The organism is Mycobacterium kiyosense (assembly GCA_021654635.1).
Lineage (GTDB): Bacteria > Actinomycetota > Actinomycetes > Mycobacteriales > Mycobacteriaceae > Mycobacterium > Mycobacterium kiyosense.
The window spans coordinates 4793291-4809023 of the sequence record AP025179.1; the positions used below are offsets into that span (position 1 = coordinate 4793291).

At 64.7% G+C, this 15733-nt stretch carries 12 protein-coding genes and 2 pseudogenes; 2 read left to right on the forward strand and 12 right to left on the reverse strand.

Annotated elements, in window-relative coordinates; all coding sequences use genetic code 11:
- Window position 1 precedes the first annotated feature (1 nt).
- Window positions 2-1143 (reverse strand): annotated as a pseudogene (locus L6444_RS22525) (epoxide hydrolase family protein).
- 292 nt (window positions 1144-1435) lie between these two features.
- Between L6444_RS22525 and L6444_RS22530 the strand changes: the two are divergent.
- On the forward strand, window positions 1436-3139 hold the full coding sequence (locus L6444_RS22530) for a phytoene desaturase family protein (protein ID WP_236977370.1): 1704 nt from the start codon (window positions 1436-1438) through the stop codon (window positions 3137-3139).
- A gap of 44 nt (window positions 3140-3183) precedes the next feature.
- On the opposite strand, the gene L6444_RS22535 is transcribed toward L6444_RS22530, so the two are convergent.
- From L6444_RS22535 to L6444_RS22585, 11 genes and pseudogenes are all read right to left on the reverse strand, one after another.
- Window positions 3184-3717 carry a hypothetical protein gene (locus L6444_RS22535; protein ID WP_236977372.1) on the reverse strand — a complete coding sequence of 178 codons (534 nt, stop codon included), beginning with the start codon at window positions 3715-3717 and terminating at the stop codon, window positions 3184-3186.
- Window positions 3714-6287, reverse strand: a complete 2574-nt coding sequence (locus tag L6444_RS22540) for a PEP/pyruvate-binding domain-containing protein (protein ID WP_236977374.1) — start codon at window positions 6285-6287, stop codon at window positions 3714-3716. The genes L6444_RS22535 and L6444_RS22540 overlap by 4 nt, the downstream gene beginning before the upstream one ends.
- 42 nt (window positions 6288-6329) lie before the next feature.
- A complete protein-coding gene (locus L6444_RS22545; protein WP_236977384.1) occupies window positions 6330-7325 on the reverse strand; it encodes a hypothetical protein in 996 nt (331 codons plus the stop codon).
- Between the two features lie 37 nt (window positions 7326-7362).
- A complete protein-coding gene (locus tag L6444_RS22550) occupies window positions 7363-8433 on the reverse strand; it encodes a hypothetical protein (RefSeq protein WP_236977385.1) in 1071 nt (356 codons plus the stop codon).
- Window positions 8434-8555: 122 nt separating this feature from the next.
- On the reverse strand, window positions 8556-9242 hold the full coding sequence (locus L6444_RS22555) for a TetR/AcrR family transcriptional regulator (protein WP_238304888.1): 687 nt from the start codon (window positions 9240-9242) through the stop codon (window positions 8556-8558).
- Window positions 9209-9400 (reverse strand): ferredoxin, encoded by a 192-nt coding sequence (locus tag L6444_RS22560; protein ID WP_236977387.1) that lies wholly within the window; start codon window positions 9398-9400, stop codon window positions 9209-9211. Before L6444_RS22560 ends, L6444_RS22555 begins: the two co-directional genes overlap by 34 nt.
- A pseudogene (locus L6444_RS22565) lies at window positions 9400-10786 on the reverse strand (aldehyde dehydrogenase family protein). Before L6444_RS22565 ends, L6444_RS22560 begins: the two are co-directional and overlap by 1 nt.
- Window positions 10776-11597 (reverse strand): coniferyl-alcohol dehydrogenase, encoded by an 822-nt coding sequence (locus tag L6444_RS22570; protein ID WP_236977388.1) that lies wholly within the window; start codon window positions 11595-11597, stop codon window positions 10776-10778. The pseudogene L6444_RS22565 and the gene L6444_RS22570 overlap by 11 nt, the downstream one beginning before the upstream one ends.
- Window positions 11598-11604: 7 nt before the next feature.
- Window positions 11605-12870, reverse strand: a complete 1266-nt coding sequence (locus L6444_RS22575; protein WP_236977389.1) for a cytochrome P450 — start codon at window positions 12868-12870, stop codon at window positions 11605-11607.
- Window positions 12867-14405, reverse strand: a complete 1539-nt coding sequence (locus L6444_RS22580) for an acyl-CoA synthetase (protein ID WP_236977391.1) — start codon at window positions 14403-14405, stop codon at window positions 12867-12869. Before L6444_RS22580 ends, L6444_RS22575 begins: the two co-directional genes overlap by 4 nt.
- 4 nt (window positions 14406-14409) lie before the next feature.
- Window positions 14410-14814, reverse strand: a complete 405-nt coding sequence (locus tag L6444_RS22585) for an SCP2 sterol-binding domain-containing protein (protein ID WP_236977393.1) — start codon at window positions 14812-14814, stop codon at window positions 14410-14412.
- Window positions 14815-14983: 169 nt separating this feature from the next.
- Here L6444_RS22585 and L6444_RS22590 point away from each other — a divergent pair, with 169 nt between their 5' ends.
- Window positions 14984-15730, forward strand: coding sequence for a hypothetical protein (locus L6444_RS22590; protein ID WP_236977395.1), 747 nt, complete (start codon window positions 14984-14986; stop codon window positions 15728-15730).
- Window positions 15731-15733 lie beyond the last annotated feature (3 nt).

Genomic DNA, 15733 nt, shown 5'->3' on the forward strand with positions numbered 1-15733 from the left:
TCTAACCGAGTGCCCGGATAGCGGAACGGACCTCGTCGACGAAGACGTCGGGCTGTTCCAATGCGGCAAAGTGGCCGCCCTTGCTGACGGCGTTGTAGTAGCGGAGGTCGGTGAATCTGGTGCGTAGCCAGCGTTCGGTGACTCTGATGATTTCTTTCGGAAAGAGGCTGAAGGCGCTGGGCAGGGCGACCTCGGCAAACGAGCTGATCGCCGAGAAGCTTTCCCAATACAACCGGGCCGAGGAGGCGGCCGTGTTGGTCAGCCAATACAGCATCACATTGTCCAAAATGACATCGCGCGCCACGGCCTTCTCCGGATGTCCGTCACAATCCGTCCAGGCGTAGAACTTCTCGGTGATCCAAGCGAGCTGACCGACGGGCGAGTCGGCGAGCCCATACCCCAGCGTCTGCGGGCGGGTGGCCTGCTGCACGGCGTAGGCACCCTCCTGCTCCAGGTACGCCGGCAGTCCCCCCGACGGCCTGCTCGTCGGGGGGTGAGTTCACCGAGGCCGGCCAGCGCTTCGGGCGAAGCCAGCGCCATGTTGACGTGAATCCCGAGCAGCCCGGCCGGACGCTTGATGCCCATCGCCGTGGTCACGAAGGCGCCCCAGTCACCGCCCTGAGCGTAGTAGCCGTGATAGCCCAGGGCGGCCATCAGTTCATCCCACGCGTCGGCGATTCGCTCGATGCCCACGCCCGTTATCGTCGGCTTGGCACTGAACCCGTATCCCGGCAATGAGGGAATGACCACGTGGAAGGCGTCTTCGACCGCGCCACCGAACCGCTCCGGCTCGGTCAGCGGACCGATCACGTCCAGGAACTCCAGCACCGAGCCCGGCCAGCCATGCGTCAGGATCAACGGCCGGGCACCGTCGTGCGGGGAGCGCACATGCAGAAAGTGGACCCCTAAATCGCCGAGTGTCGCGTGGTAGTTCGGATAAGCATTGAGGCGCTCGGCGAGCCGGTTCATGTCGTAGTTCTCCGCCCAGTACCCGGCCAACTCGCGAACATACGACGACGGGATGCCCTGCGACCAGTCCGAGACGGTCTCGGCGTCCGGCCACCGGGTGCGCTTCAACCGCTCGCGCAGGTCGGCGATGTCGGGCTCGGAAATCGTGATACGGAGGTCGTGGATCTCGGCCATTCCGACATTGCCTTCCCATTCGGGTTAACGATCGCTTGCCACCACGCACGCAGCCGATGGTTTGCGCTCTGCTGCAACGAGAATAGTTCGCTAAATGCGGTGGTCAAGAATTTTGGTTCACAAGTTCTCAGAAATATTCGCCGGACGGTGTGCCCGAGCGACGGCCCGCCCCGGCTCTGAGTCCGGTGCACGAGACTCCATCGACACAGCGGGTCTCATCCGATACGATTTTAATGATAATTAGATTCACGCTGGGCGCAGCACGGCGCCCCACCGCACCGAAGGGCTGGTCATGAAGGACGCTCCCGTACCACGTGAGGCAGACGTCGTCGTCGTCGGCTCGGGCCACAACGGGCTGGTCGCGGCCGCGTATCTGGCCAAGGCCGGGCTCGACGTTCTCGTCGTCGAAGCCGCACCCACCGCGGGCGGTATGACATCGACGAATCCCTTTGCCCCCGAGGCGCCCGAATACACGATCAACGAGGCGTCCATCCAGGCGTCGCTGTTCCGCACCACCACCATCGACCAGGACTTGGGCCTGTCCCGCCAGTACGGGCTGCGCCAGACCGTCATCGATCCCGCACACTTCCAACTCGCGGCTGACGGCGCGTCCTTGGGCCTGTGGCGCGACCCCCGCAAGACCGCGGCCGAGCTGGAGTACTTCTCCAAGAAGGACGCTCGCGCGCTGCTGGAACTCTACGAAGTGATCGACGCCGCCGTCGAGATCGGCCTGCCGATGATGCAGACCAGCGTCACCGAGCCGGAGATCAAGAACATCTTGAAGTCGGCTCGCGCGGTGCTGAAGAACCGTAAGCAACTAGCCGCTCTTGGCCGCTGGATGTCCAGTTCGCAGGCTGAGGCCGTCGAAGAGAGCTTCGAGCACGACATGATCCGCGCGCCGATGCTGTCGAGCCTGCCGTTCATGCCGTTCGACGCCGATATGTCCGGCTGGTCGTTGATCTACCTCGGTGTGCTGAGCAAGTACGGCGTGGCAATGTTCCACGGCGGCACCGGATCCTTGCCCAAAGCGCTGATCGGCGTGATCAAGGACAACCACGGCGACGTGATAACCAACTCGCCCGTCGAGGAGCTGATCGTCACCAACAACCGGTGCACCGGGGTGCGCATCCGGGGCGGAGCCGAAATACGGGCCCGTCGCGCAGTGCTCACCGCGTGCAGCCCGAAGACCACGCTGACCAGGTTGTTGCCCCGCGGCGTGCTGGAGCCCAAGAAGCAGAATGCCGCCGACCACATTCCGACCCGCAAGCGGGGTATCGCCGACGCCAAGGTGAACGTGGCGCTGTCCGGGCGGGTCGACATGTCCAAACACGAGAAGTGGCGTGGCGACGGCATCGACATGCGACAGGCCTGCAACTGCTACCACACCTACGAGCAGGCCCTCGAAGCCGCACGTGCCTGTGTGCGCGGCAAGGTTCCCGACGCGATTCCGGGGCTGGCCCAGGTGACCAACTCCTTCGACCCGTCGATGTCGCCGCCGGGTAAGGATCTGTGGTGGTTCTGGACCGGCCTGACCCCCTCTTACCCCGAGGACGGCTGGGACGTGGCCCGCAAGAAGATCACCGACAGCATCCTCAGAGACGCTGAGATCTACTACAAAGGCGTGGAAGACATGCAGGTCGCCGTCCGCCCGCTGGTGCTGCCCGACATCGAGGAGCGGTTCTGGGCGATCGACGGTTCGGTCTATCACGTGGATCCGACCATCAGCCGGTTCGGCCCGAACAAGCCGGTGGCCGGCTTCGCCGGCTACAAGACTCCCGTCGACGGCCTCTACCTCACCGGGTCGGGCACGCACCCGGTCGCCGGCATCAGCGGTATGCCCGGGCAGAACGCGGCACGCGTCATGCTCAAGCACCTCCGCCTCGAGGACAAGGGCGGCCGACTCGGCGTCCTCAAGGAGTTGGTGACGCGCCGTAAGAAGGTCGAGGCCGACCCGTACTCCAGCGGACAGAACGACCCCTTCCCGGGCCAGTTATAGCCGCGAAACCCCGCCCGGCAGCGGCTGCCGTCGAATTCTTCTATTTACCAACCATTCTGGGTGCACCGGACACTCGAGTGACGGTGCCGCGGCTCCCGTCGACTCGAATCGTGTCCCCGTTTCGAATGAGTGCCGTTCCGGTTCGTACATTTGTGACGCCTGGCCAGCACAACGGGATAGCGCATTGGGGTGTTCGGGGGAAGCGCGGTGATGTTGTCCGCGGTATCGCCGAGGATGTTGGCGGCCACTTCCGCGGCGTTGGTGCCGGGCAGTCCCGCGCCCACCGACAGGATCAGGTTCACGTTGAGCACGGCACGCCCGAATACGATACCGAGTGCGGTGTCATCGGGATCGTCGGTGACCTTTCGCCCCTGGGCGCGTGATATCACACCCATTTCCGCGTAGCTGCCCCGCACACTCCGCTCGAAGGGCCCAGTCCAGAACGTATATGTCAACGGGGTTAGCACGCCGGGCACCGCCTCGGCGACATTGCCTGTGGTCCACCAAGTTCGGCTGCTCGACGGCCGGTGGATGACGCCAGGATCGGTCGTGCTCCGCGTAACGGGTTCGGCGCTCATGCGGACGCCGGATCCACCCGCCGCACGATCTGGATCAGGCCGTTACCCCCGTCCAGCCGGATGACATCGCCGGTGCGCAGCATCCGCACCGCATGCCCGGTGCTGACGACACAGGGGATGCCCAGTTCGCGAGCCACCACGGCCGTGTGGCTCATGACGCCGCCGATATCGGCGACCAGGCCGCCGGAGACGAACATCAGTGACGCCCAACCGGGATCGGTATCGCGGGCGACCAGGATCTCTCCCGGCACAATCTCGCATGTGCCCGGGTCCAGCGCCACCCGCACCGGAGCCTCGACCACGCCGGGACTGGCGGCAACGCCGGAAATGGTCTCGGCGGCTGGATCGATCACGGGCTGGTCGACCACCGGTTCGGGTACCCCGACCCAGACGGCAGGCACATCCATCGAGGTATAGATCTGGTGGATCACGCGGCGCTGCGTGACGGCATCGCGGAAGCCCGCGGAATCGGCGCTCACGATCTCGTTCGCGGTCAACATGAACACGTCGTCGCGATGGTCGAGTACCCCGTCGGCCACCAGCAGGTCACCGAGATGGCGCGCCGCGGCCCGAATTACGTCGAAGTTCTGCACAAACGCGCCTTTTCCTATCCCGCGCATCGGGACATAGCGGCGCGCGAGCTTGAGCAGCAACCGCGCGACCGGCCGCTTGACCGCGGGCACCCGCGCGATCAGCTCACGCTCGGCGGCTTCGCGGTCCGCGATCCGGCGACGCGCCGCGGCAGCGGGCGAATCTTCCTCGCGCAGGGAACGATACGTTTCGATCAGCCGGATGACCGGCGCCGGATCCTCCCGCCAGGGCACCGACAACAGGTCCCCTTCAGCGGGCCCATGGAATCCATAGCGGTCGATGAACTGCGCTAGCGACATGCGGTCATGCGCGCACTCCCACAGGTCGACCAACACCTCGGTCTCCTCGTGCCCGCCGTGGCCGGCCATCAGGCGTTGCGGGTCGATACCGGCAGATTTCGCGAGTTTGACCAGCTGCTCGAAGGCGGGCTGAACCGCCCCGAACACCAGGGTGGTGTGATCGACGATGGTACGGCCCGTCCTCGGGATGGCCTCGGCGAGCAGCCGCCTGGTGGCGTCGGCGTCGAGCCCGGGTAACGTCCGCAGCGATTCCGACCAGTAGCTGCGAGCGTCAGCACGCTGCCCCGCAACGATCCGGGGATATTTCACAAACGGCACCCACATGCGGCTCAGCACCCGCGGGTAATGACGGAACTGGCGACGACGTACGTACCCGTCGGGCACATAGCCGAAAATGTCCTTCGCGGTAGCCTCGCCGTTGCCGCCGGGGATGCGGTCGACCCAGTCGCAAAGCAGGTCAACGCGCAGTGCGCAGCGACCGAAATGAAAGCCGATGATGCGGTTGGCGCGGTCCGGTGTGTACCGGGCCTCCTCCGGCGACAACGCGCCAATCACCTTGAACGTCTCCCGGAACGCCAACTCGGCATGCTCCTCGAAAATCGAAGCGCCCAGCGGCGATTGCACTCCGGGGACCGCCTCGCCCGCATTGGTGGTGCTCCACGTCGCATCCGGCGGAGAACCGAAATTGGTCACACTGATTGCGCGCCAATGTGGTTCGGCGGCGCCGGGCGGGTCAGGACGGTTGCTCCACACCGTTTCCGGCCTGCCTTGTACCAGGTGCACTTCGCCGTAGGCGTCCACCGCCCACTCGATGTCCATCGGGCGTCCCGCGGCCTTCTCGATGCGCAGGCCGAGTTGCGCTATCCGCCGGGCCACTTCGTCGCTGATGCTCGGCGCGCTCCCCTCGTCGGGTGCAAGTTCGACCAGACGGACCGTGGAAGTGAGCCGATCGAAACGGTGCGCACGCGACTGGGCCGCGATCTCGCACCTGCTGATTTCGCCGGTGGCCTTGTCGATCCAGAACCTGTCGGTTTCGACATCGCCTTTGACGACGCCCTCCCCCAGCCCCAGCGCCGACTCGAGGTAGATCTGTGAGCGGTCGCCGGTGACAGGCTCGAGCGTCATCGCAACACCCGCGGCGGCCGCGGGCACCATGCGCTGCACCACGACGGCAATCGCGACGTCCTCCGGCGCGACACCCACCCGCGCCCGATAGCCGATCGCCTGTGGCGTGAACAGGCTTGCCCAGCAACGGATTATCGAGCGCTCAACGGCCGCGCAGCCCACGACCCACAACTCCGTTTCCTGCTGGCCTGCGAACGATGCGTCCTCGCGGTCCTCGGCGATGGCACTCGAGCGAACCGCGACCGGTCCGGTACCCAGTCGCTCCCAGGCGGCCCGGATCGCCGTCGTCACCTCACCGGGCAACGTCATGTCGGCGAACAACGACGCGATCTCCTCCGACGCATGCCGGTCGGCGGCGGGATCCCCGGTGCCGGCAAGGATCTCGGGCAGCATGGTATCGAGCCCGGCGGCTACGACCGCATTGCGGTATGCCGTTGTGGTGACCACGAATCCGTCGGGCACAGCGAGGTCGAGAGCCCTGAGGTCATACAGTCCGCGTGCCTTACCCCCGACGGCGCCGGCCATTTCCGGGGTGCACTCGTCGAGCCACAACACCGCCGCACCTGCAACCCTCGCCGGCTCCTTCGGCATGGTCGATCACAACTCGTCGACGGCGAACGTGGCGCGGGAGACGCGCGAGCGTTTGCAGCTGCGCTCGAGGTGCCCGTAGCCGACGACTCCGGCCCCTGTGGTGAACCGCGCCGGACATTCCGCCAGAAACAGCGGTTCGCCGGGGGCACGCCAATCGAGCCCGTTGGCATTGTCGTTGAGTTCGGAGATGGTGGCTGGAAGTGTGTGCAGCACTTCGACACTCCACTCCTCGCAGCGCCCGGACTCGGTGGTCACACCGAGCTCGAAGCGTTGCGGTGCACCCAGCAGCGAGCTGAGCCGGACCGCCTTGGCCTCGATGATCGGATCGGTTGCGCCGTCCTCGAGCAGCAAGGCACCCACCGTCGACGCCGGGGCGCCGTCCGGGGCATCCACCAGAATCAACACCAGACCCAGATCGGGCAGCGGCGCGTTGACGAACACGTGCCCTCCGAAGCCATCCCAGGTCCGCACCCCGGACGAATGGTCGCCCCAGCCGGGGCCGTTCAGGCTCCACGTCTGCCCGTCGACAGTGAGCGAACCATGCACCCGGTACTGGTGCTGGGTGTGTACCTCGGCCCACTCCGCGGAATCCCCCGCATGGCTGAACGGCGACCACAGAGCACGAATCGGTTCGGCGTCGAGCTGCCAGGTCATGTAAACGCTGGCGCCCTGGCCCGCCGGGTAGTGCGCGAGCGCCGCCGTCGGCTGCCGTTCGGGAGCGCCGCGGAACGAACAGGTGGCCCCGCCGTCGGGTCTTCCGCGCAAGCTGCAAATGTGCGACGCGACGGTCCACTCGTCGGGATCGCTTCCCCACGAACGGTCGACCGCGAGCGTGCCGTCCGGCAAGTAGGCCACCGATTGGATCCACCACAGGTCGAGATCGTCACGGTAACGTCCGGCGTGCAGGAACAGGCCGACCCGGTCGTCGTCATTCCAGCAGCCGAACCATTTGGTTTCGCTCCATGCCGCAACGTCGCGCTTCGGCAGCCGATTGGGAAACACCGCTAGACCACGGCGCTGCGTAGGTCTTGGCGCCAGTTCAACGCCGGCCCGAATGACGGCAGCACCCCGGGGCCGCTCGCGACAAGGTGGGGGAATTGCCTGCAGACACGAGGCGATGACGCCGTGGTAGCCGGGGCTGCTTTGCAGATTCCCGAAGTCGTAGGCCAGCGGGGCATCGTCTGTCAGTGTCGTGCGCATGTCGATCGACATCCGAATCGATGGGGTGCCTTCGATCTCGGCGACCCAGTACTCGTTTTCGGCGACACCGTCGGGCAGCTCCGATGTCCCGACGAACCAGTGGTACTCCATCGTGAAAAAACGCCTCGTTACCGATGGAATCGACCCAGCCCTGAAAGCGGTGTACGACGCGGCCCAGAGTGCCCTTTTCGATCTTGGTGTGCAGCATGGTGACGTCAGTGGTCGCCGGCAGATACTCGTGGGTCTCCTCGACGCGGTCATAGCTGACGCCGAGTGTCTTCTCGACGGTGCGGCCGATCGCGTGCAGGAAGTTGGTGGAGATACCCGGTCCGATCGGGCTGGCCTCGGCCACCTCCACGGGTCCGCCGAAGCCGACGACGGCCAGCAGCTCGGCGGGCACCGCGTGACAGTCCCACAGCTCTTGCAGCCGAATGGTTTTGATGTCCGTGCAGATTCCGGTGATACCCATCAGCACCCGGTCGCTGATCAGGTCGGGGTCGATGCCGGTGGCGTGGAAGGTCGAACCTCCCTTACTGCAGGCCTCGGCGAGGCGATCGCCGAAGCCGTCGGAGCGATAGAGCACGGCGTTGTGGTACGGCAGCGGAGTAACGACGTTGTGGCCGGCCGCCAGGATTGCGAGCAGCTCGGCGTCGGCGTTGTTGATGCCGAAGTCACGAGGCGTGTAGATCACGCAGTCCGCCTCGACCGCGAGCAGGGCGTCGACATCATCGGTCGCGGTCACCCCGAGGGGGTTGATCCCGATCAGCTCGCCCGCGTCCTTGCCAACCTTGCCGGCGGAGAAGGCGCGCAGGCCCACCAGCTCGAATGCCTCCAGCCGGGCGATCTCCCAAAGTGCAACGCCGCCAAGGCCGCCCGGGCCCCAAACGATGACCTTGTAGCTCTCGCGCATACCGCTCCCCGTCCGACAACTCGCTGTCCAAATTAATTATGAACGTGTGTTCAGAGATACTGTGCTGCCGGTCACATGTCAAGAGGGTGGAGCCGGAGATTACGCCCGGCGGTAACGGGCAATCAGCTTTGCGTACGCAGCCCGGAGATCGCATCGAGCAACGCCTCGAGACCCGTCCGGAACGTGTCGTCGCCCGGTTCCTCGTTCTGAACGCGAGCCGCCGCGTGCAGATACGGAAACACATCCGGGCTCAAGTCACGGCGACGCTTCAATTCGGATGCCCGGTGCGCGCGGGTGTGCGCCTGAAGCACGACGATGTCACCCACCGCGAGGGACACCAGCATATTCAACGCACGCAACTGATTCGGGGTCGAAAGCCCAGCGCCGGCAAGCGAACCGAGCAGGTGCTCGCGGATCGGGTCCATGGCCTCCGCGCCGACACCAGCGCCTACCAACGACACCGCTGCAGGTCGAGCCCGCAGTGCTGCATGAAAGGCGACCATGGTGTCGCGCAGCTCAGTACGCCAATTCCCGGACCGAACAATGCTGCGCATGACCGGCGCGAGTGCTCGCGCCAGGGCGGCCTCGACCATCGTCTGCTTGCTGTCGAAGTAGTTGTACAGCGTGCCGGGGCTGGCACCGAGACGGGCGGCGACCGCACGGACATTGAGACCCTCGAGTCCGTGCTCAGCGAGCAGCGATAGCGCTGCGTCGAGGACCTCGTCCTCGGTCAGCTTTCGTGGGGGGCCTGGTCGGACAGCGATGGACCCGCAGTCTAGTCCTGGATTGACAATGCGCCAGTGGGGCACTCGCTCACAGCCTGTTCGACCGCGGGGCGTTCGCCCTCGGGCGGTTCGGGATCGATTGCGTGCGACTGGCCGTCGTCACCGACCTCGAACACCGCCGGCGCGGTGACCTCGCACAGTCCGATTCCCGAGCACTTGGTGGGGTCGACCGCCACGCGCATCAGAAAACCTTCCGCATGATCTTCAGCGCCCGCGGACTGTACGGCGGGTAGACCAGCCGCAGATCGGGTTTGGCCGTCTTGGAGAGCACCGCGCGCCGATGACTCAGCGCCTCGAAACCCCACTTTCCGTGATAGGCCCCCATGCCGCTGGCGCCGACACCCCCGAACGGCAGCGAGGGCACCAGACACTGCATAGCGACATGATTGATCACGGCGCCGCCGGACGGAATGCGGTCGATCAGGTCGCGGCCGATCTGGCCAGAAGCGAAGACATACAGCGCCAACGGCTTTGGCCTACTGTTTACGAAATCGACTGCCTGATCGAGCGATTCGACCGCCAAGACCGGAAGTATCGGACCGAAGATCTCCTCGGACATCACCGGATCGGTCGGTGCCGGATCGACGATCACCGTCGGTTCGATCCGCAGGGTGGCGGCATCCGACCGGCCCCCGGTCACGACTTTCCCGTCGGTGGCGCTGATCAGCGAAACCAGGCGGTCGAACTGGCGTTGATTGACGATCCGCAACGCCGGATCCGGCTCCCCCGAACGGAAATCACGGACATTGGCGACGATCCTGCCGACCAATTGGTCGACGATCCGGCGGTCGGCCAGCACGTAGTCCGGCGCGATGCAGGTTTGACCCGAATTCAACAGCTTCACCCACGCGATGCGGCGCGCGGCGACATCGATGTCGGCGTCGGCCGCAACGATCACCGGGCTCTTGCCGCCCAGTTCCAGCGTCACCGGGGTGAGGGTCGGTGCTGCCGCGGCCATGATCTTCTTTCCGACCTCGGTGCCGCCGGTGAACAACACGTGATCGAAGCCCGCCGCCAGCAACTCCTGGGTCACGGTGGCATCGCCTTCGACGACGCGGACTGCCTCCGGGTCGACGTAGAGCGGAAGCAACCGCGCCAACAGCGCCGACGTCGCAGGTGCCAACTCCGACGGTTTGATGACCGCGCAATTGCCCGCGGCCACCGCGGCCACCAGCGGCGCCAGGCTCAGATACAGCGGGTAATTCCACGGCCCGATCACCAGCACCACGCCCAGCGGATCGTACTGCACCCAGGCGCGGCCGGGTAACTGCGCCAACGGTAGTGACTCACGGCGTCTGCGCATCCACCGCTTCAAATGCTTGCGCGCATACACCGCTTCGCCTTTGGTCGAAGCGACATCACCCAACCACGCCTCGGCCGGCGAGCGACCCAGGTCTTGGGCCAGGGCCGCGGCGATGTCCGGCTCGCGCTCCTCGACCAACCGCTCGATTCCCCCGCAACTGCTCCAGCCGCCACTTCAGGCTGCGGGTGCGGCCGGAACCGAAGACACGGCGCAGATCGCCGAGCACGCTGGCATTGTCGGTGGTCTGAAGTTCGTCAATAGTCATGGCTTCTCCTGAGCCGGCTCAGATTTCGGGGGGCCGGCACCACGCCACTGGCCACCGCCCCGCTGATCCCGCCGTCGACCGCGAGCGCCTGCCCGTTGACCCACCGCGCATCGTCTGACGCCAGGAACAACACCACATCGGCGATGTCCTCCGGGCTGGCGTGCCGCCCGAGCAGATTCTTCAACCCGTCCAGGGTGTCCTTGCCCATCGACTCCTCGAAGTCCACCAGAATCGGTGTCTCCACGGGCCCGGGCAACACCGCATTGATCCGAAAACCCATCTCCGCCAACGCCAGACCCATCGACATGGCGTAGACGGTGGTGACCTCCTTGGAGAAGTTGTAGGCATTGCCCTGCTGCGGGTTGGCCTTGAACCATGCCGCACCCTCTTCGAAGGTGTCGGTGCACAGCAGATCGCGAATCGCGTCGAGTCGCTGCGGCCAGCCGAAGCCGGCGGTCGACGACACAATTGTCACCGCCGCGCCCGGGTTGAGCCGCTCGAAGAACGACTCGGTCAAGTGCCGCACCGCAAAACTGTTGACGGCCATGACCAGATCGGCGGGAGCGGTGCCGGGAATGCCGGCAACGTTGATCAGCCCGTCGAACTCACCAGTGAGTTGCTCCACAGCGGTGTCGATACTGTGCGGGTTGGCCAGGTCGACCTCGATGTGTTGGGTCACCTTGGCGGTCGGTTGATTGCGGTCCAGGCAGTAGACCTCAGCGCCGGCAGCCAGCAGTCGCTCGGCGACCGCATGCCCGATACCTGATGCGGCGCCGGTGACGACGTAACGTTTGCCCGTGAACTCGGCCATGATTCTCCTAATCGAGGGTGTACGGCAGCGATTTGACTGCGGTGATGAAGTTGCCGGTCAGATACTCGGGTTCGCCCACCCGCAGCGTCGGCGCGCGGAAGATCAACTCGCGGAAGATCGACTCCAGCTGCATCTTGCCCATGAACGCACCCATGCAGAAATGCGGACCGCCACCGCCGAACGCGACGTGGGGGTTGGGTGATCGGGTGATGTCGAACTGGTACGGGTTGGCGAAGACCCGCTCGTCGCGGTTGGCCGAGGAATAGACCATCGTGACCCAGTCGCCTTCGCGGATGTGCTGGCCGTGCAACTCGGTGTCCTGAGTGGCCGTGCGACGAAATGTCATCACCGGCGTCGTCCAGCGGACGAACTCCTCGATCGCCACCTTGATGTGCCCGTCGAAATCCTGCTCCAGCAAGGCCTTCTGGTCGGGGAACTGTTGCAACGCAAGGGTCGTGAAGGTGGTCGTGGTGCGGGTGGTGTCGTTACCCGCCACCGAAAGCAGCACGAAGTACGGACCCAGCTCGTCGTCGGTGAGGCGGCGCCCGTCGACCTCCGCCTGCACCAGCGAGGTCATCAGGTCGTTCTGCGGGTGGGCGCGTCGCGCCTCGGCCAAGCCGATCCCGATGTTGAGCAGGCCCACCAGGGAATCGGTCAGGACTTCCCCGGGCTCACGGCCGGCCGCGACATCGGGGTCTGCCCAGGCCACCATTCCTTCGGCCAGGTGCGCTGCCTCGTCGCGTTCTTCTTCGGGCAGGCCGAGCATTTCGTAGATCGTCCACATCGGAAGGCGTTTGGACACCTGCTGGACGAAGTCGCCGTCCTTGGTCTTGAGGAGGTCATCGACGATCGACTTCGCCTGGTGCTCGATCTGGTCCTTGATCTTGGCGACCTGCCGCGGCGTGAAGACCGAGCTGACGAGCCGTCGCAGACTCGAGTGCTTGGCCCCGTCCATGCCGAGGAAGGACTGCGTGGCATCGAGCATCTCTTCGGGAACGGCCTCGAAGGTGATGCCTTGCCCGGAGCAGAACAGTTCCGGGTTCTTGCTGACATAGCAGACGTCTTCGTGGCGCGTGACCACCCAGACTCCGTCGATCTCGGGTTCCATCATGGAGCCCTCGATCGGGCGGTGCCAGCTGACCGGGCGTTCGTCACGAAGAATCTTGAAGGACTTCTCGCGTTCGTCGAAACTCTGCGCCCAGAAATCCAGCGACGAGATGCTTACCGGGTCGAAGGGCGGACGGTCGATCTTCGACGTCGTTTCGGTGGTCATGCGTTTGCCTCCATGTAGCGGGCCTTCAGGCTTCTCTTCACGAGCTTTCCGGTGGCTGTCCGGGGTAGCTCGTCGACGAAGTCGACGGTGCGGGGTGCCTTGTAGTGCGCGATACGGTCCCGGACGTAGCTGATGATCTCGTCGGCCAGTTCGGCGGAAGGTGTTGTGCCGGGCTTCAATTGGACGACCGCTTTGACTTGCTCGCCCATCTCCGGATCGGGCACGCCGATCACCGCGACATCGAACACCTTGGGGTGCAACGCGAGCACGTTCTCGACTTCCTGCGGATAGATGTTCACCCCGCCGGAGATGATGACAAAAGCCTTGCGATCGGTCAGGAACAGGTAGCCCTCTTCGTCGACATAGCCGATGTCGCCAACGGTAGCCCAGTTTTCATGCGCGGGATGCCTTGAGGAAGCGGTCTTTTCGGGATCGTTGTGATATTGGAAGGGCACGACGTCGCGCTCGAAGTAGACGGTGCCGACAGTGCCGGGCGGCTGTTCGTTGCCGTCGTCGTCACAGATGTGCAGGACTCCGAGCGCGGCTTTGCCTACCGACCCGCGCTTGTCCTTCCACTCGGCGGTGGTAATCACCGTGGTGCCGTGTTGTTCTGTCGCACCGTAGTATTCGACGAGGATCGGGCCCCACCAGTCGATCATGGCGTCTTTGACCTCGGGCGGGCAGGGCGCGGCGGCGTGCACCGCCATGCGCAGAGAAGACACGTCGTAGGCGTTGCGAACCGCCTCGGGCAATTGCAGCATTCGGACGAACATGGTCGGCACCATCTGGGTGACGGTCACCCGATACCGCTGGATGGCGGCCAAGGCCTTTTCGGCGTCGAAGCGCTCCATCAGGACAACGGTGCCGCCCAGCGCCTGCACGCCGGCGCACCACTTCAGCGGGGCGGTGTGATAAATCGGCGCGGGAGAAAGGTATACGTCGTCACTGGAAATCTTGAAGGCGTGCGCCAGCAGCCCGACAAGCGGATCCCCCGGCTGGTCAACCTGGATCGGCAGCAGATGCGGCTTGATGCCCTTGGGCCGACCGGTGGTCCCCGAGGAGTACAGCATCTCCGCGCCGCGCGGCTGCTCGGTCAGGCGTGCTGTCGTCGTGGACAGCAGGTCGACGTACGGCTGGTAGCCGGTGATGACACCGCCGAACGAGTACCACTGTCGCACGCCGGAAACCAGGTCCAGCAGTCGCTCTGCCAACTCCCGCACGCCGGATGAGGCGAGGACCACTTGAGCCCCGCTGTCTTCAACGATGTAGGCGGCCTCCTCGGCCGCCAAATGCCAGTTGACAGCGGTGATGTAGAGGCCGGACCGTATTGCGGCCCAGTAGATCTCGAATGCCTCGGCGGAATTATCGGAGAGTAGCGCGATCACATCGCCCTTGCGCAGGCCCATCCCGTACAGCGCTGCCGCGAGCCGGGCCGAGTTGTCGTCGAGTTGTTGGTAGGTGAGCACCCGTCCCGAATCAGCCATGATCACCGCCGGCCGCTCGGGCGCGGTTACCGCATGAGTACCTGGAAACATGGGCTCAGACGAGCAGGTCGTCGCGACCGTCGTTCTTCAATCGTTCGATGTAGCTCGGGTAGAGCTTCTTGCCCATCGGCGCCAGCTTGAGCAGGCTGGCCACGTTGCCCTCGACCTTGATCTTCTTCTTCGCCATGGCCAGCGGCAGGTTGACCTTGCCCTGCCAGTAGCCGTTGCCGGTGTCGGCCGTCATGGACATCGTCGCCACTGGCGCCGGTCCACCGTCCAAGCCCTCGCGGACCGATTTGTTCGGCATGTCGATCACGACGACAGCCTCGGGATCGGTGAAGTCGAAGGCGACCACCAGACCGGTGGCAACCAGCTTCGGGCCGATCTCCTCGTCTTCGAAGGCAGTCTCGAAAATGCCGCCGATGTACTTCCTCACCTCGGCAGAGTCTTTGAACCCCATCGTTCTCCCTCTAATTTACTTTCGATTAAATTCCCGCCCCAGAAGGCCGCCGCGCCAAGGGGTTGAACCCTCGAAGACAGGATATGACCTCTATCACAAAAACGATAGCATAAGTTGACTTATGGTCAAGCCTCCCTAGCGCCCAACTCATTGGCTAACATCGCTGAACATGTACGACACCCACGCGATCCTGGATGCCATCGACAATCACACCGTTCCGATCCTGGTCGGATTCGGGTTGGCGATGGTCCTGCAGAACATCGGGATGATCACCGCGGTCATCATGACGCGGCGTGAGGGTTGGATCTCGATCCCGCTGCCATGCACATTCCTGTGGTTCGCTCACGACCTCGGTGTGGTCGCCCGATTCGATACCTGGTTCAACGTGTACAACCACTGGTTCCTCAAATTGTTCTGGCTCGGCCTGCTCAGTGCGCTGATCATCGAACTGATCTTCTTCGCTCAGGCCATTCGCGTCGGTCGTGCCGAATACCTGCCGAACGGCACCCAGGCCCAGTGGTGCGCGCTGGTAGTCGGCGGAGCGGTCGCATTCGTGGTCATCTGGGAGTACATGAAGATCGTCTGGGATGATCCGCTGTACCAGGCCGCACCGGCGATCACGCTGTTCCTGCTTCCGCTGGCAACCACGGCACTGCTCCTACGCCGGCGATCGGCCGTCTCGCAGACTCCGCTCATCTACGGCTGCTTCGCCGCGATGGTCGTGCTGTGGTGGGGTGTGACGGCGGGCTACTACGGCTACGGATTCGGCAGCTGGCAGTACCTGCTCGCCGGTGTCATCGCGTTCGTGATGTTGGTCGGCGTCACCGTCGCGGTCGCGCGGATGCGGTCGGGTGCGGTCGGAGAATCCCATCCGGCAGCGTCAAGGGACTTTCAGTCCCTTGACGGATTTCGATGACCG